Raw genomic sequence first — 25736 nt, forward strand, 5'->3', positions numbered from 1 at the left:
GGCGTCCTCGCGAGAGACCCACTCGGCCGTGATCAGCGCATTGGTACCGCTGTGACGCCCGTCATGTGATCTGGAACGCTCCTCGGGAGCGTTCACCTGTGGCGGGGGTCATCCGTCGCCGTGCGCGTCTCTGACCGTGTGTGACCCGGGTGCTGCCACCCGTGAGAGGCCGCTGAGCTGCGGGACCGGCCCACTTCCCCCCGCTTGTAGCTTCGGTCCGGATACCACGGGGGGTGTCGATCATGGGGCTGCTCCCGAGACGTCCGGTGACCTCGCCGGTGAGGGAGAAGTCTGATGTTGCACGTGCTGTGGCGGGCTGCGACCACCCGGTTCATCGCCGCCGGGCTGGCCGTGACGGCTCTGCACCTGGCGGTCTTCCAGACCGTGCTGCCGTGGTCGGTACCCGAGGTCGCCAACGTCGTCGCCTTCCTCGTCGCCACGCAGGTCAACTTCTTCCTCAGCTACTACTGGACCTGGTCCGACCGGCGCCCCGTCGGCCGGCAGACGGTCGGCTCCCTCGCCCGGCGGGCGGCGTTGTTCAACGGCTCGGCCGCCTTCGGGTTCGGCGTCAACGCCGCGGGCTTCTCCACGGCCCTGCGTGTCGTCGGTCTGCCTCCCCTGCACAGCGCCGTGGCAGCGACGGTGGCCAGCGCGGCCGCCACCTTCGTCCTCAGCTCGCGCCTGGTGTTCGCGCGACGACCCACCGTCCCCACCGCCGTGGACGTCCTCGATCCGGTCCCGGACCTGGCCGGTCCGATCCCCACGCCACTCGCTGACCGCGGGTGACCGCTCCGTCGACCACCCCCTCGTCCCCGCTCCTCGTGGAAGGTGCCCGCCGGTGAGCCAGCGCACGCCAGATCTCGACGTCGTCGTCCCCGCCTACAACGAGGAGGCCCGGCTCGGGGCCACCCTGCGGGCCCTGGCGGACCACCTGGCCACCCTCCCGGTGGACGCGCGGGTCACGGTGGTCGACAACGGCTCGGTGGACCGGTCGGCCGAGGTCGTCGACGAGGTCGCCGAGCTCAGTCCGGACAACGTCGCGCTGCGTCTCATCGGGTGCGCCCGTCAGGGCAAGGGCGCCGCGGTACGCCGGGGCATCCTGGCCGGCACCGCCCGGTGGCGCGGCTTCTGCGACGCCGACCTGTCCACGCCCCCACAGGTGCTCACCGACGTCGTCGCCCACCTGGAGCGGGGTGCCCCGGTCGTCATCGGCTCCCGGCGGGCCCCGGGTGCGAGTTACGTGGTGCCCCAGCCACTCGTGCGTCGGTTCGGCTCGTCGACCTTCCGGATGCTGACCCGGCCGCTGGTGGGCCAGGTCGCCGACACCCAGTGCGGCTTCAAGTTCTTCTCCGCCGAGGCGGCCGAACAGGTGTTCCGCCGGGTCACCGTGAACGGCTTCGCCTTCGACGTCGAGGTCCTGGCGGTGGCCCACCGGCTCGGCCTGCCGGTCGTGGAGGTGCCGGTCCGCTGGACCGACCAGGCCGGTTCGTCCTTCCACGTGTGGAGCCACGGCAGGCGGGTGCTGTCCGAGGTGGCCGCCGTCCGCGCGTCCCTGGCGAGGATGTCGTGAGGCGCTCGACACCCGGCTCGACCCTGGTCGTCCTCAACTGGCGCGACCGGCGGCACCGCTCGGCCGGCGGCGCGGAGCTGTACTGCGAGCGTCTGGCCCGCGAGCTGGCCGCCCGCGGTGCCTCCGTCGTGCTGGTGACCAGCCGCCCGGCCGACACCCCGGCACGGGAGGTCGTCGACGGGTACACCATCCGACGACTCGGCCGCTGGTGGAGCGTCTACCCACTGGCGCTGCTGTGGCTGCTCCGGCACCGGTCGTCGGTCGGCGCGGTCGTCGACTCGCAGAACGGCATCCCCTTCTTCAGCCCGCTGGTCACCCGCCGCCACACGCCCGTCGTCCTCCTGGTGCACCACGTGCACCAGGACCTCTTCACCCGGGCGCTGCGCCCCCTCGCGGCCCGGCTGGCCCGGTGGCTCGAGGGGCCCGCGAGCCGGCGGGTGTACCGGCGACGGCCCGTGGTCGTGCTCTCGCCCTCGGGGCGCACGCAGGTGCGCCGGCGCCTGCGCTTCGACGGACCGGTCCGGGTCGTGCCCTGCGGAGCCGACACGCTGGGGGTCCGGGGGGAGCGCTCGGCCGCCCCGCGCATCGTCGTGGTCGGGCGTCTGACGCCGTACAAGCGGTTGGACTCCCTCGTCGACGCCATGGTCGACGTGCAGGCACGGCTGCCCGACGCCGAGCTGCACCTCATCGGTGACGGCCCGGCGCGCCGGGAGCTGGTGGCGCGGGCTCGGGAGACCGGTGCGCGGGTGGTCTTCCACGGCCGGCTCTCCGACGCCCGGCGCGACACGCTGCTCAGCACCGCGTGGCTGGCGGTCAGTGCCTCGGACGGCGGGGACTGGGCCGTGTCGCTGGTCGAGGCCAACGCGGCCGGCGTCCCCGTGCTCGCGCGGCGGGTCAGCGGTCTGCGCGACACCGTCCGCCACGGCCAGACCGGGTGGCTCGTCGACGGTGAGCCGTCCGTCCTGGCCGAGGCCATCACCCGGGCGCTCGTCACCCTCACCGACCCCGCCGTCGCCCGGACGTTCGGGCAGCGGGCACGGGCGTGGGCCGCGCGGTTCACCTGGGCGCGGACGGCCGACGGCGTGCTGCAGGCGCTGGACACCGAGCGTGCGCGTCTGGAGCGGCGGCGGTCCGGCGACCGGGAGCGTCGATCGGGCAACGACCTCGTGGTCGTGCTCAGCGTCCAGCAGTCCGCCCTGCCCGAGGGGTGGGAGTCCTCCCGGCGCAGCGGTGACGTGTGGGTCTCCGACGGCGACACCGTGCGCGCCCTGCTCACCGGGGCCGACGAGGGCGACGTCGAGGGGATCCTCGTCCGCCTGGGCATCCACCGCGACGACCCGTCGGTGAGCGTGCTGGTGGCCCGGCACGCCGACCTGCTGGACGACCGGCACCCCGTGGCCGTGGCACGACAGGACGCGCGTGGTGGCGGGCATGCGGCCTGACACCCCCGTCGCCTCGGGCCCTCGCCCGGGCGACCACGCGCTGCTGCGCTCGCAGGACAGACGCCGGACCCGTCAGCGCCGCCGCCGGCGCCGCACGGTCGTCGCGGCCGTGGTGGCCGCGGCCGCGGTGGTCACCGTCGGTGTCCGCGCGGCGGACGACGTCCAGCGGGCCGTCGCCGTGGTCGCGGCGGACCGCCCGATGGTCGCCTCGGAGAAGACGATGCTGGCCGACCTGTGGCGGGCCTACCGGGAGAACCACGTCCAGGCGGACACCAACCGCACGATGACCACCGCGGACGGGGTCAGCACCTCTCAGGGCCAGGCCGACACCATGCTGCGCGCGGTGTGGATGGACGACCAGCAGACGTTCGCGGACAGCTGGCAGTGGACCAAGGACAACCTGCAGCGGGAGGACTCCCTGCTGGCCTCGCGGTTCGGGGAGCGCCCCGACGGGAGCTTCGGCGTCCAGGACGAGCTCGGCGGTGAGGACTCCGTGACCGGGGCCGACGTCGACGTCGCGTTCGCCCTGCTGATGGCCTACTCGCGCTGGCAGGAGGACGACCACCTCTACGACGCCGTCCCCGTCATCGAGGCCGTCTGGGCGCGGTCCGTCGTCGTCGTGGACGGCGAGCCGGTGCTCGCGGCCACCGACCGCGAGCGGGCGGACGGCGGTGACGTGCTGGTCAACCCCTCGCACGTGGCTCCCTACGCCTACCGCGTCTTCGCCGAGGTCGACCCGGACCACGACTGGGCGTCCCTCGTGGACAGCTCCTACACCCTGCTCGAGGAGCTGGCCGAGCAGCCGCTCGACGCCGCCCGCCCGAGCGGGCTGCCGCCGGACTGGGTCGAGCTGGACCGCCGCACCGGGGAGTACCGCGCGGCCGGCGAGGAGCTGGGCACCGGGTTCGGGACCGAGGCGCTGCGGTCGCCGTGGCGACTGGCACTGGACCACGCCTGGAACCAGGAGCCACGGGCGCTGCGGCTCCTGCAGCGCCAGGACGTGCTCGCCGACAGCTGGACCGAGCGCGGACGGCTGCCGGCCGCCTACGACCGCGACGGCAGCCCGGTCCCCGGCGAGGAGTCCCCGGCGCTGTACGGCGGGGCCATGGGGTACTTCACCACCGTCGCCCCCGAGCTGGCCGACGACGTGTACGCCACGGAACTCCTGCCGCTCTACGACACCGACACCGGCGACCTGACCGTGCAGCTGGACCACCACGACGCCACCTGGGTGTGGTTCGGGATGGCCCTGCACCTGGACGAGTTGCCCGACCTGAACGTCACCGAGGAGTAGGCGCACGTGTCACCACCCCCTGGTCGCACCGCGGCCGCCCGACCCGACACCCGGACGTTCCTCCGGTACGAGCCCAACCGCGGCTTCCTCGTGGCGAACGTGGCGCTCGCCGTCGCCTACACCCTGGTCATCAGCCTGGCCTTCGAGCACGGCAACACGTTGCTGCTGTCGCTCCTGATCGCCACCGAGCTGTTCCACCTGGTGCAGATCATCGGCTACTGCTGGACGGTCTGGGGGCGCGACACGGACCGGCCGTTCGACCCGGCCTTCGCCGACCGGGTCGACGTCTTCATCACCGTGTGTGGTGAGCCGGTCGACATCGTCCGCGAGACGGCACGCGCCGCCCGGGACATGACCTACCCGACGCCGTTCACGGTGTACCTGCTCAACGACGGGCTGGTCGCCGGCAAGGACGACTGGCGCGACGTCGAGGACCTCGCCCACGAGCTGGGCATCCGGTGCATCACCCGGACCACGCCGGGCGGGGCCAAGGCGGGCAACATCAACCACGCCCTCTCCTGCACCGACAGCTCCTACTTCGTCGTGTTCGACGCCGACCACGTCCCTGACGCGGACTTCCTGACGGAGGTCATGGGGTACTTCGTGGCCGACGACATGGGCTTCGTCCAGACGCCGCAGTTCTACGCCAACCAGGACCACAACCGGATCACCCGGGTGGCCTGGGACCAGCAGACGCTGTTCTTCGGGCCGATCATGGCCGGCAAGAGCCGGTTGGACTCGGCGTTCATGTGCGGCACCAACATGGCCGTGCGGCGCAGCGCCATCGCCGACGCCGGTGGCATGTGCGAGTTCAACATCGCCGAGGACTTCCTCACCTCGCTGTTCATGCACGAGCGGGGCTGGAAGAGCGTCTACGTGCCGAAGGTCCTGGCCCAGGGCCTGGCCCCCGACGACTTCCTCAACTACTACAAGCAGCAGTTCCGCTGGACCCGCGGCAGCCTCGAGGTGATCTTCAAGTACAACCCGCTGACCCGGGAGGGCCTGAGCACCGCCCAGAAGCTGCAGTACCTGCTCTCGGCCAGCTACTACCTCTCCGGCTCGGTGATCCTGGTCGACGCGCTCATCCCGATCGTCTTCCTGCTCACCGGGGAGACCCCGATCGTCACCTCGACGATGACCCTGGCGCTGGCCTTCGTGCCGTACATGTGGATCAACCTGTACGTGCTGCAGCGGACGAGCAACTTCACCTACAGCTACCAGGCCATCTCCTTCTCGCTGAGCGCCTGGTGGCTGCAGATCACCGCGATGGCGGCGGTGCTGGCCAACCGCAAGACGTCGTTCGCGGTCACCAGCAAGACGGTCTCCGACGGTGGCCGGCCGAACTTCCTCCGGCTGGTGGTCCCGCAGTTCGCCTACGCGGGCCTCGCGGTCACCGCCCTGGTCGTCGGGGTGGCCCGTGAGGGCGCCAGCGCCTCGCTGACGGCCAACGTCACCTGGCTCGCCGTGCACCTCGCGATCGCGGTGCCGTTCATCGTCGCCGCCTCGCCGTCCCGTGCGCCCCGCGGCGCAGTGCCCGTCACCGCCCCGGCGCCGTCGCCCAGGACGCCGGCCGCCGTGGGCCGGCCGACGCCGCGTCCCACGCCGTCGGTCGAGCCGGTCCTGCAGCCGGCCCACGACTTCGTCGCCGCGAGGAGCGCAGGATCGCCGTGAGCACCGTGTCCACCGACCTGCGGTCGGCCCGACCGTCCCGACCGGGCGGCCCCCGTGCCCGCGGGAACCACGAGTCGCCCCTCGTGGTGCCCCGCAGGGGCGGGGACCCCCTCGTGGTGGCCTTCGTGCACCTGCTCTGCCTCGGCCTGGTCGTCCTGGGGGCGCGGGTGGAGTACCTGCGGAACTCCATCCGCCTGGACGAGGCGCAGAGCCTCTGGCAGACCAACCGCACCTACGAGGACATGCTCCGGGTCATCGCCCAGGACGTGCACGTCCCGCTCTACCACGTGCTGCTGCGCACGTGGCGGCTGGTCCTGGGCCCCGACGTGGAGACCGCCCGGCTGCTGTCGCTGCTGTTCCTGCTGGCCTCCGTCCCGGTGTTCTACCTGGTCGCCCGCAAGGTGCTCAGCCGTCCGTGGGCGCTGTTCGCCCTCGTCGTCTTCAGCTGCTCGCCGTTCCTCCAGTGGTACGGGGGTGAGGCGCGCATGTACTCGCTGCTGGTCCTCGTCACCCTGGTCAGCCAGCTCGCCTTCCTGGGTGTCGTGCAGACCGGTCGCTGGACGGCGTGGGTCGGCTACGCGGCAGCGGCCGTCGTCGGCGTGTACGTGCACTACTTCTTCGTCTTCGTGCTGGTGACGCAGGGCCTCTTCGTGCTGTTCCTGTGGCGGCGGCTGCCGCGGACCGCCGTCCCGGCGATGGCCGGTGTGGCCGCGCTGGTGGGGGCGGCCTACGTGCCGTGGTTCCTGTTCTTCCGGGCCAACGGCTCGGCTTCGGAGACCCGCCCGTCCCTGCCCGAGCCCTCGTCGATCGACCTGGCCAACGTCTACTCGCAGTTCCTGTTCGGCTTCCAGAGCGACGCGATCAACGCAATCCTGCTCTCCTCCTGGCCGCTGCTGGTGCTGGCCGCGCTGGCCAGCGTCCGCGTCGGCGTGCGGCTGGAGAAGGCGACGGCCTACCTGCTGGCCGCCGCGTTCGTGCCGGTGCTGCTGGCCTTCGCCGTCAGCCACCTGGTGACGCCGTTCTTCTTGAGCCGCTACATGGTCGCCGCACTGCCGGCGCTGCTGCTGGTCGTGCTGCGGTTCCTCAGCGGCCTCACCCGGCCGGTGGCCCGCGCGCTGGCCGCGACCCTGCTCGTGGTCACGGTGCTCGGCACGGTGGTGCAGGCCGCCAACCCCGACACGCCGGTCGACGAGGACTACCGGGCGGCGGCCCGGCTGGTCGAGGACGACGCCACGCCGCAGGACGTGGTGGTGCTGAGCTCGCCGTTCACCGTCTACCCGTTCGAGTACTACTACGACGGCGCGGCGCGGGTCTCCACCCTCCCCGTCTGGGACCGGCAGGAGGCCACACCGGCGTTCGACGCGGCGGCGCTGCCGGGCCAGGTCGACTCCCTCATCGCCGGGCACCAGTACCTCCACCTGGTGCTGAGCTACGACCAGGGCTACGAGGAACAGGTGTTCCAGCACTTCGAGGGCCGCTTCGAGCGGATCAGCTCCCAGGAGCTGTCCCCGGGGCTGCGCCTGCTGGTCTACCGCGTCGGCTACAGCGAGCTGCCCCCGGCCGGTCAGCTCGACGGCGTACCGGACTGAAGGAGGACCCCCTCGCCCCCCACGCCTCGCTCCGCTCGGCGCGGGCCCCTGCGAGGGGGCCGTTCCAGCACGTCACCTGCCCGGCGCGGGCCCCTGCGGGGGGGCCGTCCCTACGCTGCGGCGCGCACCAGCCCGATCGCGTAGCTGTCCCAGAACGTGCCGGCAGTGGGGCCGCCGTTGCAGGTGCCGTCGGACTCACCAGGACGCTTGATCCACAGGTAGGCGTCCACCTGGGCCTGCCCGGTCGCCGCGGTCGGGCGTTCGCCGACCGCGCGGCCCGGCGGGTTGCACCAGTCGCTGCCCGGGCCGTTGCCGTTGCGGCTGGTGTCGACCACGAAGTGCGCACCGCCCAGGAGCGCCGAGACCTGCCGGCCGTAGGCCACGTTGGCCGCCGTGGTCTGGAAGTTGGACACGTTGAGCGCGAAGCCGTCCGCGGCGGTCCCGCCGGCCGCCCGCAGCCGTTCGGCCATGGTCGAGGCGGCGACCCAGCTGGAGTGCCCGGCGTCGAGGTAGGTGACGGTGCCCGGGTTGGCCTCGAGCAGGTCCACGGCCGACCGCAGCACGGACAGTCGCTCCGCCGGGTCGCCGCACAGCTGGGCCAGGGCGTCGGGTTCGACGACCACGACGGCCTGCGCCGTGCCGATGCCGGCGGCCACCGCCTGGACCCACTGCAGGTACGCGGCGGAGGAGCCGACGCCGCCGGCGGAGTACCCGCCGCAGTCCCGGCCGGGGATGTTGTAGGTGACGAGGACGGGGACCGCTCCGGCGGCACGGGCGGCGGCCACCGACTGGCGCACCGCCGCGGTCACGTCACCGCTCCACGCCCCCAACCAGGTCGCCGTGGGCGTGCGGGCCAGCTCGGTGAGCGCGGCGGTGTCCTCGGCGCTGCGGCCCGGCTGGGCCGCGGCCTGCGCCGCACCGGCGTTCGGGCCGTGGAACGTCATGCCGGCCAACGGGTTGCCCGTCGCCGCCTCGGTGACGGCGGTCGGGGCCGGGACCGCGGCCACCGTCGTCCCGGGCGTCCCGGGCGTCCCGGCCGTCCCGGGCGCCGTCAGTGCGGTGGTGCCGGGCGAGGTGGGCGTGGACCCACCGGTCGCGGTGGTGGCCGGCGTGTCCGGTGGCAGGGCGGTCGTGGTCTGCTCGGGTGCGGTGGCGCCGGCCGTCGGCGCCGGTGTCGAGGTGACCGGAGTAGCCGTGGTCGCGGTCGCCGTCCGCGGCGGCACCGACCGCACGCGCGGTGCTGCGGAGGACCACGTGCGGGCCTTGCGGGCCTGCTCCAGGGCCGGCTGCTGGGTGGCGGGGGCCTCGGGCGCCACCAGCGTCGGGGTGACCACGCCGGCGCAGAGCAGCGCCGCGGCCAGGCCGGACGTCCACAGCAGCCGGCGACCTCGTCCGGCCCGGTGCCTGCGGGCAGCCCGCGACGTGTCGGCCGCGCGATGGGACGGGGGGGCGGGCGGGGCAAGCACCATGAGCACAAAGTAGTTGACCGAATTCGAGAAGTCACTACCTGTGGCTACACAGAGTATTTGATCTCCTCCGAAGGGTGAGCGAAGTCGACCCCGACGGGTGGCCCCTCCTCACCCGACGGGGGGTCAGCCACGCACCGGGAACTCCGTGAAACGGGCGCGCAGGTCCTTCTTGGAGAACTTGCCGACGCTGGTCTTGGGCACCTCGTCGATGAACTCCACCGCGTCGGGCACCCACCACTTGGCCACCAGCGGCCTGACGTGCTCGAGGATGTCCTCCTCGGTCGCGGTCTCGCCCTCACGGAGGACGACGCAGGCCAGCGGACGCTCGTCCCACTTCGGGTGCGGGACGCCGACGACCGCGGCCTCCTTCACCTTCGGGTGGCTCATGATCGCGTTCTCCAGGTCGACCGAGCTGATCCACTCGCCGCCGGACTTGATCAGGTCCTTGGTGCGGTCGGCGATCCGGATGGAGCCGAAGGCGTCCATCGCCGCGACGTCACCGGTGCGCATCCAGCCGTCGGGCGTCGTGAGCTCCACGCCGGCGTCCGGGTTGTAGTAGTCCTGCGCGCACCACGGCCCACGGACCTGCAGCTCGCCGGTGGCCTGGTCGTCCCACGGCTGCGGCTCGAGGGTCTCGGCGTCGACGATCCGGGCCTCCACGCCCAGGAACGGGATGCCGGCACGGGCGCGCTGGGCGGCCTTGCCCTCGTGGTCCAGCTCGTCGAAGCGGGTCGGCAGGATCCCCGAGGAGGCCACCGGGTGCGTCTCGGTCATGCCCCAGGCCTGCAGGATCGGCAGGCCGACCTGCTCCCGGTAGGCCTCGGACAGCGCCTTGGGCACCGCCGAGCCGCCACAGCCGATGTCGCGCAGCCGGTGCGGCCGGCCGGCCAGGTGGGGCAGCACGCCCTGCCAGATCGTCGGGACGCCGGCGGTGAAGGTGACCCCCTCGTCGACGATCAGGTCGGCCAGTGCCTTCGGCTGCATCATCGAGCCGGGCATGACCAGCGACGCGCCGGCGGCCGGCGCGGCCTGCGCGATGCCCCAGGCGTTGGCGTGGAACATCGGCACGACCGGCATCGCGACGTCCCGGATGCCCAGGCCGAAGGCGTTGGGCGCCATCACGCCCATGGTGTGCAGCCAGGTCGACCGGTGGGAGTACACGACGCCCTTGGGGTTGCCCGTGGTGCCGCTCGTGTAGCACATGTAGGCCGCCGAGTACTCGTCGGTGACACCGAAGTCGACCGGCCGGGCGTCGGCGAGCAGCGTCTCGTAGTCGAGCACCCGCGGGTCGTCCGGGATCTCGTTGTCCCCGCCGTCGTCCATGACCACCACGTGCCGGACGGTCTTCATCGTGTCGACCAGCGGCCACAGCAGGGGCAGCACGGTGCGGTCGACGAAGACGACCTCGTCCTCGGCGTGGTTGGTGATGTAGGTCAGCTGCTCCGGGAACAGCCGCACGTTGAGGGTGTGCAGCACCCGGCCGCTGCTCGGGGCGCCGAAGTACAGCTCCAGGTGCCGCTGGCTGTTCCAGCCGAAGGTGCCCACCCGGCCGTCGGCGCCGATGTCGAGCGTGTCGAGCACGCCGGCCACCCGCCGGGTGCGCTCGGCCCACTCGGCGTAGGTGCTGCGGGTGACCCCTCCGGGGCCCGCGGTGACGATCGTCCCGTCGCCGTAGTGCTGCTCCACGTGCCGGAACATCGCGTCGATGGTCAGGGGGGTGTCCTGCATGAGCCCGCGCATGGTCAGCATCGTGCCAGTGACGCCGCTCACGTTCCATGCCGGGCGGGTGGGCCCGGGACCCCGGTCGTCGCCGTCCACCTGGCCGTGGTGACGACCGGCGACGGGGCGGGCACGAGGCGTTCCGTGTCCTTGCTCTCACCGACCCCGGACGCCCGTGCGGCCCTTGCCCGGTGCGCGCCCGGGGAGGACGCTGGGGATGCCTGCGCACCCGTCCGTCACCGACGGTCCGGGCGACGGTGGGCCGGGGCGAGGGGCCAGGGGCTCCTCCGTGGCGTCCGCAGGTACCAGTCGACGGGGTTCGGGGGACACCGCCATGGCCGTTGCCAGGCCGATCGAGGGTGCCGGCAGGTCCGACACGAGGACCACCGCGGTCACCACGCCGCCGTCCTACGGCTCACGGGCGCTGCCGTACCTCCCCCTGGCGCTCCTCCTGCTCGTCCAGGCCGTGTCGGCCGCCCGGCTGCAGAACTCGCCCTTCCAGGACGAGGCGCTGTACCTCTCCTACGGTCAGTGGATGATCGACTCGTGGGTCGACGGCGTCCCGATGGACGGCGACCCCGAGCAGTGGTTCACCGGCGCACCCCAGCTGTACCCCGTGTTCGCCGCCCTGCTGGACGGCATCGGCGGGCTGACGCTGGTCCGGCTGTTCTCAGCCCTGTGCATGCTGAGCGCGACCGCCGCGGTCTACTGGACGGCCACCACCCTGTTCCGCGGGCCGGGGCACCTGGGCGTCGGCGCGTTCGCCGCCCTCGTGTTCGCCGCGAGCGGTCCGGTCCTCGTCCTCACCCGCTTCGCCACCTTCGACGCCCCGTCGATCGCGGCCGTCGCCTGGGCGCTCGCCGTGGGGTGCTGGGCAGCCCGTCGCGACGACGGGCGGGAGCGGTGGTGGGCGGTCCTGGTCGGGGGGTTGCTCGCCCTGGCCGTCGCGCTCAAGTACGCCTCGGCCATCGACGCGCCCTTCGTCCTGCTCGCCGTCGCCGCCTCCACCCTGCACGAGCCGGCGCGGCGGCTGCGCGGGCTGGCGGTGAGCGTCGTCGCTGGGCTCACCGCCCTGGCCCTGCTCGCCGTGAGCGCGGGCACCTGGGCGCGGTCGCTGGTGTCGGGCGTGGTCGCCAGCACCATCGAACGGCAGAGCCTGATGCCGCTGCCCGCCACCGAGCTGCTCGCGCGGATCGCCGCCGAGGCCGGTCCGATGATCGCCGTCGGCCTGGTGGGCGGACTGGTGCTGCTGCGCCGCCGTCCCGTGCTCGGCGCCGTGCTGCTCGTCGCGAGCGTCGCGGCCCCGCTGTACCAGGTGCACACCGGGGAGTCGGTCTCGCTGTACAAGTCGACCGTCCTCGGGCTCGTCTTCGGCGCGGTCCTCGGCGGGTACCTGTGCTCGCTGCTGATCCGCCGGTGGTGGGGCGCCCCGCTCGCCGTGGTCGGGCTGATCTGGGCCGTGCTGTACGGCCAGTCGGTGTCGGCCTCGATCTTCACCAGCTGGCCGGACACCGCACGACTGGCCGACGCGGTCGGGCCCCTGGTCGTCGACTCGCCCGGGTTCCGCATCGCGGGCGAGAACCCCGAGCCCCTGCAGTACGCGCTGGGCGACCGGACCGAGCCGTGGCAGTGGATCGGGACCTACGACGGGGCCTTCGAGTACGAGGGCCAGGCCGACCTCCCCGCGTTCCGCGCGGCGCTGTCGGACGGGTACTTCGGGGTGGTCGTCCTCGACGGCGAGACCACCATCGGCCGGCAGCTGCAGCAGGAGATCGCCTCGTTCGGCTACGAGCAGGAAGCGGTCGTCGACACCGCTGACGGGGACCACCGGTGGGTGGTCTGGCAGCTCACCCCCTGACGGCAGCAGGCCGCGGTCAGGTCGCCGGGCCCAGCACCACGGGCAGCTCGGCCAGGCCGCGGAGGACGAACTCCGGACGGCGGCGCGCGGGACCGGCGAGCTCCAGCCGCGAGGTGCGCCCCAGCAGGGCCCCGAAGGCCGCCTGCAGCTCGACGCGGGCCAAGGGGGCGCCGAGGCAGAAGTGCACGCCGGCGCCGAAGGAGACGTGGGGGTTCTCGCCGCGGCCGACGTCCAGGGTGTCGGGGTCGGCGAAGGCCGCCGGGTCCCGGTTGGCGGCGCCCAGCAGGGCGGCCACCTTCTGCCCCTCCCGCACGGTCACCCCGCCCAGCTCCACGTCGGCGGTCGCCGTCCGCTCGAAGAGCTGCAGCGGGGAGTCGAAGCGCAGCAGCTCCTCCACCGCAGTCGGCAGCAGGCCCGGGTGCGTCCGCAGCCGGGCGAGCTGGCCGGGGTGCTCCAGCAGCGCCAGCAGGCCGTTGCCGACCACGTCGACCGTCGCCTCGTGCCCGGCGTTGAGCAGCAGCACGCAGGTGGTGACCAGCTCGTCCTCGGTCAACCGACCGCCGTCGGAGTCCCGCACCGCGACCAGGTGGGAGAGCAGGTCCTCGCGCGGTGCGCGGCGGCGCTCGGCGGCCAGCCCGCGCAGGTACGTGACGAACTCCTCCGCCGCACGCTCGGCGGCGTCCTCGACGGCCGCGGTCCGGTCGTACTCGTACATCCGCACGATCGCGTGCGACCACGGCCGCAGCAGCGGCCGGTCCGCGGCCGGGACGCCGAGCAGCTCGGCGATGACCGCGACCGGCAGCTGCTCGGCCAGACCGCCGACGACGTCGACCGACCGGCTGCCGCCGGACCGCTCGACCAGGCCGTCCACCAGCCCGGCGGCCAGGGCCTGCACCCAGGGCCGCAGCCGCTCGACGTGCCCGCGGGCGAAGGCCGCGCTGACCAGGCGGCGCAGCCGGGTGTGGTCCGGCGGCTCCATCTCCAGCAGCGCGTTGCGGTGCACCAGGTTGAAGGCGGCGAACCGATCGGCCGGCTCCCGGTCCCGCCAGATCCGGCCCAGCCGCCGGTCGCGCAGGACGGCGTCGCACTCCGCGCGGGTGAACGCCACCCACATCCCCAGCCCCGCGTGCCACTGCACCGGCGCGACCGCCCGGGCGCGGGCGAAGGCCGGGTAGGGGTCGGCGACCACGGCGGGGTCGGCGAGGTCCAGCGGGTGCACGCCGGGAGCGTAGGGGCGGCTCCGCGGGCGGCGGGGCGCGCCGGCGGCGGTCAGCCCGCTGGCGGGCCGGGCGCGGTGCGCACGCGCGGGGCGTCGATCCGCGCGACGGTCCGCACGGTGCGCCCACCGACGTCCTCGTCGGCCCACACCACACCCGGCTCGCCGTCGGGACCCAGCCGGGCCAGTCGGACAGCAGCGCCTCCAGCAGCGCGCTGGCCTCGTGCAGCGTGACCTGCAGGCCGAGGCAGGAGGGCCGCGCGTCCGGGGAGCTGTCCACGGGGGCGCGGCGGGCGCACCGCCGCCACCTAGGCTCGGCCCATGGCCCGCTCCGCCACCCGCAAGCGTCCCGCCGCCCCGTCCGGCGCGTCCTCCCCCGCCCGCCCCGGCGTCAACCCGAAGGCACCCTGCCCGTGCGGCTCGGGTCGTCGCTACCGGCACTGCCACGGCTCGGGCTACGCGCCGCCGGTCACCCGGCCGTTCGAGGGGCTGCCCGGGGAGGAGCACTGGGTGGCGCTGCGCGAGCTGGTCCCGGCGGCCACCGCGCCCCTGCGGACGGCGGACGGGCGCGAGGTCACCCTGGCCAGCGTGCTGCCCGGCGGCGCGCCCGCCCTGGTCCGCGCCTCCGGCGAGATCCTGCTGGGCGTCCAGCTGCAGGGCTCCTCCGACGACGTCAGCCGCGACCTCGGGACGGCGCTGGCCGCCGCCCTGGAGGCCCCCGCCGGCGCGCCGGTCGACCCCGGCCCGGTGGGTGGCGCCGGCTCGGCCGGCCCGCGGCTGCAGGAGCTGCTCGACCTCACCGCGCCGCTGGAGGTCACCGTGCACGCGGACTTCGGCTTCTGGCTGGAGGGCGTCGACGCCGGGGCCACCGCACGGGCCGGGCTGGAGCAGGCGAACGCGGCCATCCTGCCCACCGAGGTGCTGCCCGGCCTCGGCGCCGCCTACTGGGTGCGGCCCAGTGGCGAGCGGGCGCACCTGCGGTGGGTCCGGCCCGAGCCGGAGGAGCGGCTGCTCGACGCCCTGGCCCGGCTGCGCGCCTCCGGGGACGTCCTGCTGGGCGAGGGCACCCGCTACGCCGGGGCCTTCCGTGCGCACGGCCTGCTCGTCCCGGTCTGGGACCTGCCCGCGGGCGTCCCGGCCGCCGACTGGACCGACGCGGCCACGGCGTTCCAGGCCCGGCTGGAGCGGGCGCTCGGCGCGACCACGCCGCTGACCGCCGACGAGCGCCGGGCCCGCGCCGGCCTGCTGTCGCGCCAGGTCACGCTCCGGTAGCAGCCCGGTCCGCCGGCCCTCCGGTCGGCGCAGGCCCGGGCCGGGCGTTACGAGACCGTGACGCCGAGATGGCGCAGAGGGGTTGACGGCCAGGGGTTGTTAGCGCTCACACTCGTACCGCTCGCCAGGGGCGGGCCTGCGCCGGGTCGAGCGCGCAGCAGTCTCGAGGAGGAGATCACGTGAGCAAGAGGCTCGGCTTCACCGCCCTCGGCGCCGGCATGGCGCTGACCCTGGCGGCCTGTGGCGGCGAGGGCGCCGGAGGTGGCGGCGGCGGTGCGGGTGCCGGTGCCAGTGCCGCCCCGGAGGACCTGACCATCGGCGTCTCGATGCCGACCCAGACCTCCGAGCGGTGGATCGCCGACGGCGCGAACGTGCAGGAGCAGCTGGAGGCCGAGGGCTACACCGTCGACCTGCAGTACGCCAACGACGACATCCCCACCCAGCTGCAGCAGATCGACTCGATGATCACCGAGGGTGCCGACATCCTGGTCATCGCCGCGATCGACGGCACCGCGCTGGCCGGCCAGCTGGAGACCGCGGCCAGCCAGAACATCCCGGTCGTCTCCTACGACCGGCTCATCCGCGACAGCGAGAACGTCGACTTCTACGTCACCTTCGACAACTTCCAGGTCGGCGTCGCCCAGGGCAACGCCCTGCTGCGCGGGCTCGGTCTGCAGAACGAGGACGGCTCGCCGGGCACGGAGACCGGGCCGTTCAACATCGAGCTGTTCGCCGGCTCGCTGGACGACAACAACGCCTTCTTCTTCTTCGACGGCGCGATGTCGGTGCTGCAGCCGCTGATCGACGACGGCACGCTGGTCGTCAAGTCCGGTCAGACCAGCATCGAGCAGGCCGCCACCCTGCGCTGGCAGCAGGAGACCGCCCAGCGGCGCATGGAGGACCTGCTGACCTCCACCTACAACGACGGCTCCCGGGTCGACGGCGTCCTGTCGCCCTACGACGGCCTGTCCCGCGGCATCATCACCGCGCTGACCAACGCCGGCTACGGCCCGCAGCTGGACGCGGCCAACCCGATGGCGGTCGTGACCGGCCAGGACGCCGAGATCGCCTCGGTCAAGCTCATCCAGGACGGCGTCCAGAGCTCCACGATCTTCAAGGACACCCGGCAGCTGGCCGAGCAGGCCGTCGCCGCCGCGTCGGCGTTCGCCGAGGGCAGCGAGCCGGAGGCCAACGACACCGAGACCTACGACAACGGCGTCAAGGTCGTCCCGTCCTACCTGCTCGACGTCGAGACGGTCTTCGCCGACGACATCCAGTCGGTGCTCATCGACTCCGGCTACTGGACGGCCGACGAGGTCGCCAGCGGCCAGGCCGACTGACACCACCACCCCCAGGACCCGGCCGGGTCCGGCAGCACAGGCTGTCGGGCCCGGCCGGCACCACCGCCGGGGCGCTGCCTCCCACGCCCCTGGCCGACCCGACCGGTGGGGCGCACACTCCACCCACCACACGCGGGCGCCGCGTCCGGCGCCGGCCCCACCGACGACTCCGACACGGACGACGAGGTCCCATGGACGACTCCACCCCGGAGATGCCGAACATCCTGGAGATGCGGGGCATCACCAAGACCTTCCCGGGCGTCAAGGCCCTCAGCGACGTCAACCTCGCGGTCCGCCGCGGCGAGATCCACGCGATCTGCGGCGAGAACGGCGCGGGCAAGTCGACGCTGATGAAGGTCCTGTCCGGCGTCTACCCGGCCGGCAGCTACGACGGCGAGATCGTCTACGACGGCCAGCCGGTGCGCTTCTCCGGCATCCGCGACAGCGAGCACGTGGGCATCGTGATCATCCACCAGGAGCTCGCGCTGGTGCCCTACCTGTCCATCGCGGAGAACATCTTCCTGGGCAGCGAGCGGCGCGGCCGGTTCGGGCTCATCGACTGGAACAAGGCCAACGCCGACGCCGGTGAGCTGCTGCGCTCCGTGGGCCTGGACGAGAACCCGGTGACCCCGGTCGGCCAGCTCGGCGTCGGCAAGCAGCAGCTGGTGGAGATCGCCAAGGCGCTGTCGAAGGACGTGCGCCTGCTCATCCTCGACGAGCCCACCGCGGCGCTGAACGACACCGACTCCGCGCACCTGCTGGACCTGCTGCGCCGCCTCCGTGAGCGGGGCATCACCTGCATCATGATCTCGCACAAGCTGGGCGAGATCACCGCCGTCTCGGACAACGTCACGGTGATCCGCGACGGGCGGACGGTGGAGACGCTGAGCCTGCACGCCGGCGAGGTCACCCAGGAGCGGATCATCCGCGGCATGGTCGGCCGGGACCTGGAGAGCTACTACCCCGAGCGCGAGTCGCACCCCGGCGAGGAGGTGCTGCGCGTCGAGGACTGGACGGTCTGGCACCCCACCCAGGACCGCAAGGTCGTCGACGGGGCGAGCTTCACCGTCCGGGCCGGGGAGGTCGTCGGGATCGCCGGGCTCATGGGCGCCGGGCGCACGGAGCTGGCGATGAGCGTCTTCGGACGCGCCTACGGCCGCAACACCACCGGCCGGCTGTTCCTGCACGGCAAGGAGGTGCAGCCGCGCACCGTCGCCGAGGCCATCGACGCCGGCATCGCCTACGCCACCGAGGACCGCAAGCACTACGGCCTGAACCTCATCGAGGACATCCGGCGCAACGTCTCCGCCGCCGCCCTGCACAAGCTCGCCCGCCGTGGCCTGGTCGACGGCAACGAGGAGATCAAGGTCGCCGAGGGCTACCGCACGAGCATGAACGTCAAGGCCCCGAGCGTGACGTCGATCGTCGGCAAGCTCTCCGGCGGCAACCAGCAGAAGGTCGTGCTGTCCAAGTGGCTGTACACCGACCCCGAGGTGCTCATCCTGGACGAGCCCACCCGCGGCATCGACGTGGGTGCGAAGTACGAGATCTACACGATCATCAACCGGCTGGTCGCGGCCGGTAAGGCGGTGCTGGTCATCTCCTCGGAGCTGCCCGAGCTGCTGGGGACCTGCGACCGCATCTACACCCTCTCGGCAGGCCGGATCACCGGTGAGGTGCCCGTCGGCCAGGCGACCCAGGAGAACCTCATGGAGCTCATGACCAAGGAGAAGGAGCTGGCGGCATGACCAGGACCGTGCCCCCGTCGTCGGAGCCGGAGGCCCAGACGGCGACCGCCCCCAAGGACGTCGCACCCGCCGCCGCGCTGCACACCGGCACCAGCGACGTCCGCACGCTGCTGACCAGCAACCTGCGCACCAGCGGCATCTACATCGCCTTCGTCGCCATCATCGCGCTGTTCACGGTGCTCACCGACGGGACGCTGCTGTCCCCGAACAACGTCACGAACATCGTCCTGCAGTACAGCTACATCCTGATCCTGGCCATCGGCATGGTCATCGTGATCATCGCCGGGCACATCGACCTGTCCGTCGGGTCGGTCGTGGCGCTCACCGGGGCCGTCGCCGCGGTGCTGGTCATCCAGCAGGGCCAGCCGTGGTGGATCGGCGTGGTGGCCGCCCTGGCCACCGGCATCGTGATCGGCGCCTGGCACGGCTTCTGGGTCGCCTACGTCGGCATCCCGGCGTTCATCGTCACCCTCGCCGGCATGCTGCTGTTCCGCGGGCTGGCCCAGCAGGTGCTCGGCAACATCTCGCTCTCGCCGTTCCCGCAGGAGTACGGCCGGATCGCCAACGGCTTCCTCAACGGGCTGATCGGCGGCAACGGGTACGACGCCTTCACCCTGCTGATCGGCGCGATCGCCGTCGCCGGCTACGCGGTCAGCCAGTACCGCAGCCGCATCGCGCGCATCCGGTACTCCCAGCCGGTCGAGTCCTTCCCGTTCTTCGTCACCAAGATCGTCCTCGTCGCGGCGGTCGTCATGGCCTTCGCCTGGCAGCTCGCGCACTCCCGCGGCCTGCCGATCGTGCTGATCATCCTGGCCGTGCTGATCCTCACCTACGGCGTCGTCACCAAGCGCAGCGTCTTCGGCCGGCAGGTCTACGCCATCGGCGGCAACCTGGCCGCGGCCACGCTGTCGGGGGTGAAGGTCCGGGCGGTCAACTTCTGGATCTTCGTCAACATGGGCTTCCTGGCCGCGATCGCCGGGATCGTCTTCTCCTCCCGGTCCAACGGTGCCCAGCCCAGCGCCGGGAACATGTTCGAGCTCGACGCCATCGCCGCGGCGTTCATCGGCGGCGCGGCGGTCACCGGCGGTGTCGGCACGGTGGTCGGCGCCATGGTCGGTGGCCTGATCATGGCCGTCATGAGCAACGGCATGCAGCTCATGGGCGTGGAGGGCCAGATCCAGTCGGTGATCAAGGGGCTGGTGCTGCTGCTGGCCGTCGCCTTCGACGTCTACAACAAGCGGCGCGCCGGCGCGTCGCGCTGACGTCGCCGGCGGCCCCGCGGAGCACCCGCGGGGCCGCCCGGCGGGTACCCGGTGAGAGGCGGCCACGGGCCGGCTCCTCGACGCAGGAGGGGTGACGGTGGAGCCCGAGGGGGCCGGCCGAGCACTAGTCATGTCCGACGTCGCGGCCCGCGCCGGCGTCTCCCACCAGACGGTCTCCCGGGTCGTCAACGGGCACCCCAACGTGGCCCCGCAGACCCGCGAGCGCGTCGAGCAGGCCATCCGCGAGCTCGGCTACCGGCCCAACACCGCCGCGCGGGCCCTGGTCACCGGGTCCACCCGGACCCTCGGGTTCGTCACGGTGACCATCAACCAGTACGGCCCGGCGCAGACCCTGGTCGGCCTGGAGCAGGCGGCGCGGGCGGCCGGGTACTCCCTCGCCGTCACCGTGCTGGACGAGGCCACGGCGGAGGCGATGCGCGAGGCCGTCGACCGCTTCGTGGCCCAGTCGGTGGACGCGGTGCTGGCGCTGGCCACCTACGACGACGCGGCGGAGGCGCTGCACCAGGTGCACGCCCCGCTGCCGCTGGTGACCGTGCAGAGTGGCGGGGCGGTGGAGGAGCCGGCGGTCGGTGTCGACCAGGTCGCCGGCGCGCGGCTGGTCACCCGGCACCTGCTCGACCTGGGCCACCGCACCGTCCACCACGTCACCGGGCCGGCCGACTCCCAGGAGTCGCGGGATCGCATCCGCGGCTGGCAGGCGGAGCTGGCGTCGGCCGGCGCGCCCGTCCCGGCGTGCCTGCACGGCAACTGGACGCCGTCCTCGGGCCACCAGGCCGGCCTGCGGCTGGCCGAGCGGCGGCGCCGGGGGGAGGACATCACCGCGGTCTTCCTGGCCAACGACCAGATGGCCCTGGGCCTGCTCGCCGCCCTGCACGAGGAGGGGCTGGAGGTGCCGGGGGACGTCAGCGTGGCCGGCTTCGACGACCTCCCCGAGGCGCCGTACCTGACCCCGCCGCTGACCACGGTCCGGCAGGACTTCGCCGAGCTCGGCCGTCGGGCGGTGCAGTTGGTGCTCGCCCGCCTCGAGGGGCGGGAGCTGTCCCTGGACCCGGTGCCGCCGGTGCTGCTGGTCCGCGCGAGCAGCGGTCCCGTGCCGGCCGGGAGGACGCACACCACGGTGTGACGCCGGTCCTTGTTAGCGCTAACATCGCCGGGCCCAGCACCCGACGACGAGAGGGTCGGACCAGATGACGACGGACGCCGGGGAGGCGGTCACCGGGGGTCGTACCGCCCTGGGGATCGAGCTGGGGTCGACCCGCATCAAGGCGGTGCTCGTCGGCCCGGACCACGCCCCGCTCGCCGTCGGCAGCTCCGACTGGCAGAACCAGTTCGTCGAGCGGCGGTGGACGTACCCGCTGGAGGCCGTCTGGGCCGGGGTGCAGCAGGCCGTCGCCGCCCTGGCCGAGGACGTGCGGCGACGCCACGGGGCCGACCTCGCGGGGGTCGGCGCGCTCGGCGTGTCGGCGATGATGCACGGCTACCTGGCGTTCGACGCCGACGGTGGGCTGCTCACGCCCTTCCGCACCTGGCGCAACACCGACACGGGCCGGGCGGTGGAGCGGCTCAGCGCCGAGTTCGGCGTCAACATCCCGCACCGGTGGAGCGTCGCGCACCTCTACCAGGCGATCCTGGACGGCGAGGAGCACGTCGCCCGGCTCCACTCCCTGACCACGCTGGCCGGCTATGTGCACCGGCAGCTCACCGGCGAGTCCGTGCTGGGTGTCGGCGACGCCAGCGGGGTGTTCCCCATCCGGGACGGCGGTTACCACCCCACCCTGCTGGAGCGGTTCGACCGGCTGGCCGCGGAGGCCGGGGTCGAGCTGACGCTGGCCGACCTGCTGCCCCGGATCGCCTCCGCCGGCCAGCCGGCCGGCGAGCTCACCGAGGCCGGCGCGGTGCTGCTCGACCCGGCCGGGCGGCTGCGCCCCGGCACCCCGCTGTGCCCACCCGAGGGGGACGCGGGCACCGGGATGGTCGCGACCAACTCCGTCGCCCCGCGCACCGGCAACGTCTCCGCCGGGACGAGCGTCTTCGCCATGGTCGTGCTCGAGCGCGAGCTGTCCCGCGCGCACCGCGAGCTCGACCTCGTGACCACACCGGCCGGCGACCCGGTGGCCATGGTGCACTGCAACAACGGGGCCAGTGAGCTGGACGCCTGGGCCGGGCTGTTCACCGAGTTCGCGCGGGCGCTGGGGTCCCCGGCCACCCCGTCGGAGGTCTTCGAGACGCTGTTCGCCGCTGCCCTGGACGGCGCGAGCGACTGCGGCGGGATGCTGGCCTACAACTACCTCTCCGGGGAGCCGATCACCGAGCTGGAGGAGGGGCGGCCGCTGTTCGTGCGGTCCCCGGACAGCCGGCTCGACCTCGCCACCTTCGTGCGGACGCAGCTGTTCTCCTCCCTCGCCACGCTGCGGATCGGCGTGGACGTCCTGCGGGCCGAGGGCGTGCCGATCGACCGGGTGTTCGCGCACGGCGGCCTGTTCCGGACCGAGGGGGTGGCCCAGCGCTTCCTGGCCGCCGCGATCGACACCCCGGTGTCGGTCGGGGACGTCGCCGCCGAGGGTGGCGCCTGGGGCATGGCCGTCCTGGCCGCCTTCGCCACCCGGCGCGCACCGGGACAGCCCCTGGCCGACTACCTGGACACCACGGTCTTCGCCGGCGCCGGCGTGCGGACCGCCGAGCCCGACCCGGCCGACGTCGCCGGCTTCGACGCGTTCCTGCAGCGCTACGTCGCCGGGCTCCCGGTCGAGCGGGCCGCCGTGGCGCACCTGGCACCAGCCGTCCCGACCGAGGAGCCGCGATGACCACCACCGAGCCGCGCACCGAGCGGGGCACCCACCGGGCGCAGCGCGAGCACGTCGCCGCCCTGCACGCCGAGCTCACCCGGGGCGGCCTGGTCACCTGGACCGCCGGCAACGTCTCCGAGCGGGTGCCCGGCGAGGACCTGTTCGTCATCAAGGGCAGCGGCGTCCGCTACGACGAGCTCACCTGGGAGGGCATCACCGTCTGCGACCTCGACGGCACCGCCGTCGACGGGGTGAAGCGGCCCTCCAGCGACACCGACGCGCACGCCTACGTCTACCGGCACCTGCCCGAGGTGAACGGCCAGGTGCACACGCACAGCCCCTACGCCACCGCCTGGGCGGCGCGGGCCGAGCCGGTCCCGTGCGTGCTCACCGCGATGGCCGACGAGTTCGGCGGCCCCATCCCGGTCGGCCCGTTCGCCCTCATCGGTGACGACTCCATCGGTCGCGGCATCGTGGCCACGCTGCGCGGTAGCCGCTCGCCGGCGGTGCTCATGCAGAACCACGGCGTCTTCACCATCGGCCCGTCGGCGACGGCGGCGGTCAAGGCCGCGGTGATGACCGAGGACGTCGCCCGCACCGTGCACCTGTCCCGCCAGCTCGGCGAGCCGCTGCCCATCGCGCAGGCCGATGTCGACTCCCTCTACGCCCGCTACCAGAACGTCTACGGACAGTGAGGACCGCGACGATGCGCACGGACCCGTTCGCCGGGCAGGAGGTGTGGTTCCTGACCGGCAGCCAGGGGCTGTACGGCGAGGAGACCCTCCGGCAGGTCGCCGAGCAGTCGCAGCGGGTCGCCGCGGCCCTCGACGGGGCCGCCGAGGTGCCGCTGCGGGTGGTGTGGAAGCCGGTGCTCACCGACGCCGCCGCCATCCGCCGGGCGATCGGGGAGGCCAACGAGGACCCGGCCTGCGCCGGCGTCGTCACCTGGATGCACACCTTCTCCCCGGCGAAGATGTGGATCGCCGGCCTCGGCGCGCTGCAGCTGCCGCTGCTGCACCTGCACACCCAGGCCGACGCCGCCCTGCCGTGGGCGAGCATCGACATGGACTTCATGAACCTGAACCAGGCCGCCCACGGCGACCGCGAGTACGGCTTCCTGCTCACCCGGCTGCGCGTGCCGCGGACGACGGTCGCCGGCCACGTGTCCGACCCGCGGGTCCGTTCCCGGGTCGGGTCCTGGGCCCGCGCGGCGGTGGCGGCGGGCGCGGCGCGGTCGATGCGGCTGGCCCGCTTCGGCGACAACATGCGCGAGGTCGCGGTGACCGAGGGCGACAAGGTGGAGGCCGAGATCCGCTTCGGGGTGTCGGTGAACACCTGGGGCGTCAACGACCTGGTCGCCGCGGTCGACGCGGTGGGGGAGGAGGCCGTCGACGTCCTCGTCGAGGAGTACGGCGACCTCTACGACTGGGCCGACGACTGCCGGCCGGGCGCCCCGCGGCACGAGGCGGTGCGCTACCAGGCGCGCGTCGAGGCCGCGCTGCGGACCTTCCTGGAGGACCTCGGCGCCACCGCGTTCACCACGAACTTCGAGGACCTCGGCGGGCTGCGCCAGCTGCCGGGCCTCGCCGTCCAGCGGCTGATGGCCGACGGCTACGGCTTCGGCGGCGAGGGCGACTGGAAGACCGCGGCGCTGCTGCGGGTGTTGAAGGTGGCCGCGGCCGGGCTGCCCGGCGGCACCTCGTTCATGGAGGACTACACCTACGACCTCACCGGCACCCCGCGGATCCTGGGCGCGCACATGCTGGAGGTCTGCCCGACCGTCGCCGGCGACCGGCCGCGGGTCGAGGTGCACCCGCTGTCGATCGGCGGCCGCGAGGACCCGGCCCGGCTGGTGTTCACCGCGGCGCCGGGCGAGGGCGTCGTCGTCGGCTGGTGCGACCTGGGCGACCGGTTCCGCTGGGTGGCGAACGAGGTGGACGTGGTGGCCCCCGACGAGCCGCTGCCGAACCTGCCGGTGGCCCGCGCGGTGTGGCAGCCGCGGCCGGACTTCGCGACGGCGACCGAGGGCTGGCTGACCGCCGGCGGCCCGCACCACACGGTGCTGTCCACCGCGATCGGCGCCGACGAGCTCACCGACCTGGCCGAGGTGTTCTCGACCGAGCTGGTGCTCATCGACGGCGCCACCACCCGCCGCTCGCTGGCCCAGGAGCTGCGCTGGAGCGCCGCCTACCACCGCCTCGCCCAGCGCCTCTGACCGCCTTCATCGCGATGATGGCGCCTGGAGGGGGGCGCGGGAGATCGGGCAGGACATGCACCGCGGTCCGCCGCGGCCGCTGCCCAGCTCGGAGCCGGCGATGCGCACCACCTCGATGCCGGCGGCCTCCAGCGCGGCGTTGGTGACGGTGTTGCGCTCGTAGGCCACCGCCAGCCGCGGCGCCAGCGCGAGGGTGTTGTTGCCGTCGTCCCACTGCTCGCGCTCGGCGGTGACCGGGTCCAGGCCGGTGTCGATCACCCGCAGCCGGTCGATCCCCATCGCCGCGGCCGCGGCCGTCACGAACGGGGCGGGCCCGCGGACGACCAGGTCGGTGGTGTCCTCGTCGTCCGGCAGCTCGTCGGCGGTGACCGTCCAGGCCACCAGCGAGTCGGCCACCGCCGGGTACATGACCATCGCGTCGACGTCCACCATCGTGGCGATGGTGTCCAGGTGCATGGTCGCCCGCTGCTGGGCGATCGGGACGACGAGCACCGTGTGCGCCAGACCGCGGGCGAACACCCGCCGGGCCAGCCGCTCCGCGCCGCCGGGCGTCGTCCGCTCGCCCACCCCGACGGCCACCACGCCCGGCGCCAGCAGCAGCACGTCGCCACCCTCCAGGTGCTCCAGGGAGGCGTCGTAGAGCTGCTCGGCGCCGGCGAAGCGCGGGTGGTGGGCGTAGACGGCCGCGGTGATGGTGCTCTCCCGGTGCCGCGCGGGCATCGCCAGCGACGTCACCGCCACCTCCTCGCCCACCCACACCGACGAGTCGCGGGTGAACAGCAGGTTGGGCAGCGGGCGGACGACGAAGTCCGTGCGGTCCATCAGCTCCCAGGACAGCCCGCGGGCGCCGGGCAGCTCGTCGTGCGCGACCCCGCCGACCAGCGCGCGGGCGAGGTCGGCCGGGGCGAGGTCGGCCAGGTGCGCGGCGGCGGTGCGCCGCAGGGTGGCGCCCAGCCGGGGGTCGTCGACCGCGGCGACGACCAGCTCGGCCCGGGCGGCGGGGGAGTCGAGCACCTCGGCGAGCAGCCGGTCCAGGTGGAGCACCTCGATCCCGCGCGCGGTCAGCTCGGCGGCGAACGCGTCGTGCTCCTCCTGCGCCCGGCGCACCCAGGGCACGCCGTCGAAGAGCAGCTGGTCGTTGTTGCGCGGGGTGAGCCGGCGCAGCTCGGCGCCGGGGCGGTGCAGCAGCACGGTCCGCAGCGGGCCGACCTCGCTGGTCGCGCCCAGGACGGCGGGCTCGGCGGTGGGGGCGCTCATGGGGGCG

The 25736-nt window shown here is 73.6% G+C and carries 19 protein-coding genes; 15 read left to right on the forward strand and 4 right to left on the reverse strand.

From position 1 onward, the window contains the following. Positions 1-294 precede the first annotated feature (294 nt). The 6 genes from RTG05_RS01040 to RTG05_RS01065 all read left to right on the forward strand — a co-directional run bounded on the left by RTG05_RS01040 (position 295) and on the right by RTG05_RS01065 (position 7566). A complete protein-coding gene (locus RTG05_RS01040) occupies positions 295-786 on the forward strand; it encodes a GtrA family protein (RefSeq protein ID WP_166527083.1) in 492 nt (163 codons plus the stop codon). 52 nt (positions 787-838) lie between these two features. Then, positions 839-1570, forward strand: a complete 732-nt coding sequence (locus RTG05_RS01045; RefSeq protein ID WP_166527084.1) for a dolichyl-phosphate beta-glucosyltransferase — start codon at positions 839-841, stop codon at positions 1568-1570. Further along, positions 1567-3012: a glycosyltransferase family 4 protein gene (locus tag RTG05_RS01050; RefSeq protein ID WP_166527085.1), complete on the forward strand. Its 1446-nt coding sequence runs from the start codon at positions 1567-1569 to the stop codon at positions 3010-3012. The genes RTG05_RS01045 and RTG05_RS01050 overlap by 4 nt, the downstream gene beginning before the upstream one ends. Then, positions 3002-4306 carry a family 8 glycosyl hydrolase gene (locus tag RTG05_RS01055; protein WP_166527086.1) on the forward strand — a complete coding sequence of 435 codons (1305 nt, stop codon included), beginning with the start codon at positions 3002-3004 and terminating at the stop codon, positions 4304-4306. Before RTG05_RS01050 ends, RTG05_RS01055 begins: the two co-directional genes overlap by 11 nt. Positions 4307-4312: 6 nt before the next feature. Next, positions 4313-5977, forward strand: coding sequence for a glycosyltransferase (locus tag RTG05_RS01060; protein WP_166527087.1), 1665 nt, complete (start codon positions 4313-4315; stop codon positions 5975-5977). A gap of 113 nt (positions 5978-6090) precedes the next feature. After that, positions 6091-7566: a glycosyltransferase family 39 protein gene (locus RTG05_RS01065; RefSeq protein WP_166527088.1), complete on the forward strand. Its 1476-nt coding sequence runs from the start codon at positions 6091-6093 to the stop codon at positions 7564-7566. A 110-nt stretch (positions 7567-7676) separates the two neighbouring features. Here the strand turns inward: RTG05_RS01065 and RTG05_RS01070 are convergent, their stop codons facing one another. Both RTG05_RS01070 and RTG05_RS01075 read right to left on the reverse strand, forming a co-directional pair. Further along, positions 7677-9035, reverse strand: a complete 1359-nt coding sequence (locus tag RTG05_RS01070; RefSeq protein WP_208104733.1) for a glycoside hydrolase family 6 protein — start codon at positions 9033-9035, stop codon at positions 7677-7679. Positions 9036-9158: 123 nt separating this feature from the next. Then, positions 9159-10805, reverse strand: coding sequence for a long-chain fatty acid--CoA ligase (locus RTG05_RS01075; RefSeq protein ID WP_315912200.1), 1647 nt, complete (start codon positions 10803-10805; stop codon positions 9159-9161). A 283-nt stretch (positions 10806-11088) separates the two neighbouring features. On the opposite strand from RTG05_RS01075, the gene RTG05_RS01080 reads away from it, so the two are divergent. Then, complete coding sequence (locus tag RTG05_RS01080) at positions 11089-12612, forward strand: ArnT family glycosyltransferase (RefSeq protein ID WP_166527089.1); 1524 nt, start codon at positions 11089-11091, stop codon at positions 12610-12612. Positions 12613-12628: 16 nt separating this feature from the next. Here the strand turns inward: RTG05_RS01080 and RTG05_RS01085 are convergent, their stop codons facing one another. After that, entirely contained in the window at positions 12629-13831 is a 1203-nt protein-coding gene (locus tag RTG05_RS01085; RefSeq protein ID WP_208104734.1) for a cytochrome P450, read from the reverse strand. Positions 13832-14149: 318 nt separating this feature from the next. Here RTG05_RS01085 and RTG05_RS01090 point away from each other — a divergent pair, with 318 nt between their 5' ends. The 8 genes from RTG05_RS01090 (at position 14150) to araA (ending at position 24472) form a co-directional block, all read left to right on the forward strand. Then, positions 14150-15100 carry a DUF5926 family protein gene (locus RTG05_RS01090; RefSeq protein WP_315912201.1) on the forward strand — a complete coding sequence of 317 codons (951 nt, stop codon included), beginning with the start codon at positions 14150-14152 and terminating at the stop codon, positions 15098-15100. Between the two features lie 179 nt (positions 15101-15279). Then, positions 15280-16440 carry a multiple monosaccharide ABC transporter substrate-binding protein gene (gene chvE / locus RTG05_RS01095; RefSeq protein WP_208104735.1) on the forward strand — a complete coding sequence of 387 codons (1161 nt, stop codon included), beginning with the start codon at positions 15280-15282 and terminating at the stop codon, positions 16438-16440. A gap of 191 nt (positions 16441-16631) precedes the next feature. After that, a complete protein-coding gene (gene mmsA / locus RTG05_RS01100) occupies positions 16632-18188 on the forward strand; it encodes a multiple monosaccharide ABC transporter ATP-binding protein (RefSeq protein WP_315912202.1) in 1557 nt (518 codons plus the stop codon). After that, on the forward strand, positions 18185-19450 hold the full coding sequence (mmsB, locus tag RTG05_RS01105) for a multiple monosaccharide ABC transporter permease (RefSeq protein WP_208104736.1): 1266 nt from the start codon (positions 18185-18187) through the stop codon (positions 19448-19450). The genes mmsA and mmsB overlap by 4 nt, the downstream gene beginning before the upstream one ends. Positions 19451-19580: 130 nt before the next feature. Then, a complete protein-coding gene (locus tag RTG05_RS01110; RefSeq protein WP_166527090.1) occupies positions 19581-20594 on the forward strand; it encodes a LacI family DNA-binding transcriptional regulator in 1014 nt (337 codons plus the stop codon). 64 nt (positions 20595-20658) lie between these two features. Beyond that, entirely contained in the window at positions 20659-22275 is a 1617-nt protein-coding gene (locus tag RTG05_RS01115; protein WP_166527091.1) for a xylulokinase, read from the forward strand. Continuing rightward, positions 22272-22952 (forward strand): L-ribulose-5-phosphate 4-epimerase, encoded by a 681-nt coding sequence (locus RTG05_RS01120; protein WP_166527092.1) that lies wholly within the window; start codon positions 22272-22274, stop codon positions 22950-22952. Before RTG05_RS01115 ends, RTG05_RS01120 begins: the two co-directional genes overlap by 4 nt. Before the next feature lie 11 nt (positions 22953-22963). Continuing rightward, positions 22964-24472, forward strand: a complete 1509-nt coding sequence (araA, locus tag RTG05_RS01125; protein ID WP_166527093.1) for an L-arabinose isomerase — start codon at positions 22964-22966, stop codon at positions 24470-24472. A gap of 6 nt (positions 24473-24478) precedes the next feature. Here araA and RTG05_RS01130 read toward each other — a convergent pair whose 3' ends face one another. Beyond that, positions 24479-25729 (reverse strand): arginine deiminase, encoded by a 1251-nt coding sequence (locus RTG05_RS01130; RefSeq protein ID WP_166527094.1) that lies wholly within the window; start codon positions 25727-25729, stop codon positions 24479-24481. Positions 25730-25736: the final 7 nt, after the last annotated feature.

This window comes from Geodermatophilus sp. DSM 44513 (assembly GCF_032460525.1).
Taxonomy (GTDB): Bacteria; Actinomycetota; Actinomycetes; order Mycobacteriales; family Geodermatophilaceae; genus Geodermatophilus.

Coding starts and splice junctions, on each gene's coding strand:
- RTG05_RS01040 (WP_166527083.1), top strand. CDS start 295: ATGTTGCACGTGCTGTGGCGGGCTGCGACCACCCGGTTCATCGCCGCC.
- RTG05_RS01055 (WP_166527086.1), top strand. CDS start 3,002: ATGCGGCCTGACACCCCCGTCGCCTCGGGCCCTCGCCCGGGCGACCAC.
- RTG05_RS01070 (WP_208104733.1), bottom strand. CDS start 9,035: ATGGTGCTTGCCCCGCCCGCCCCCCCGTCCCATCGCGCGGCCGACACG.
- RTG05_RS01080 (WP_166527089.1), top strand. CDS start 11,089: ATGGCCGTTGCCAGGCCGATCGAGGGTGCCGGCAGGTCCGACACGAGG.
- RTG05_RS01090 (WP_315912201.1), top strand. CDS start 14,150: ATGGCCCGCTCCGCCACCCGCAAGCGTCCCGCCGCCCCGTCCGGCGCG.
- mmsA (WP_315912202.1), top strand. CDS start 16,632: ATGGACGACTCCACCCCGGAGATGCCGAACATCCTGGAGATGCGGGGC.
- mmsB (WP_208104736.1), top strand. CDS start 18,185: ATGACCAGGACCGTGCCCCCGTCGTCGGAGCCGGAGGCCCAGACGGCG.
- RTG05_RS01110 (WP_166527090.1), top strand. CDS start 19,581: ATGTCCGACGTCGCGGCCCGCGCCGGCGTCTCCCACCAGACGGTCTCC.
- RTG05_RS01115 (WP_166527091.1), top strand. CDS start 20,659: ATGACGACGGACGCCGGGGAGGCGGTCACCGGGGGTCGTACCGCCCTG.
- RTG05_RS01120 (WP_166527092.1), top strand. CDS start 22,272: ATGACCACCACCGAGCCGCGCACCGAGCGGGGCACCCACCGGGCGCAG.
- araA (WP_166527093.1), top strand. CDS start 22,964: ATGCGCACGGACCCGTTCGCCGGGCAGGAGGTGTGGTTCCTGACCGGC.
- RTG05_RS01130 (WP_166527094.1), bottom strand. CDS start 25,729: ATGAGCGCCCCCACCGCCGAGCCCGCCGTCCTGGGCGCGACCAGCGAG.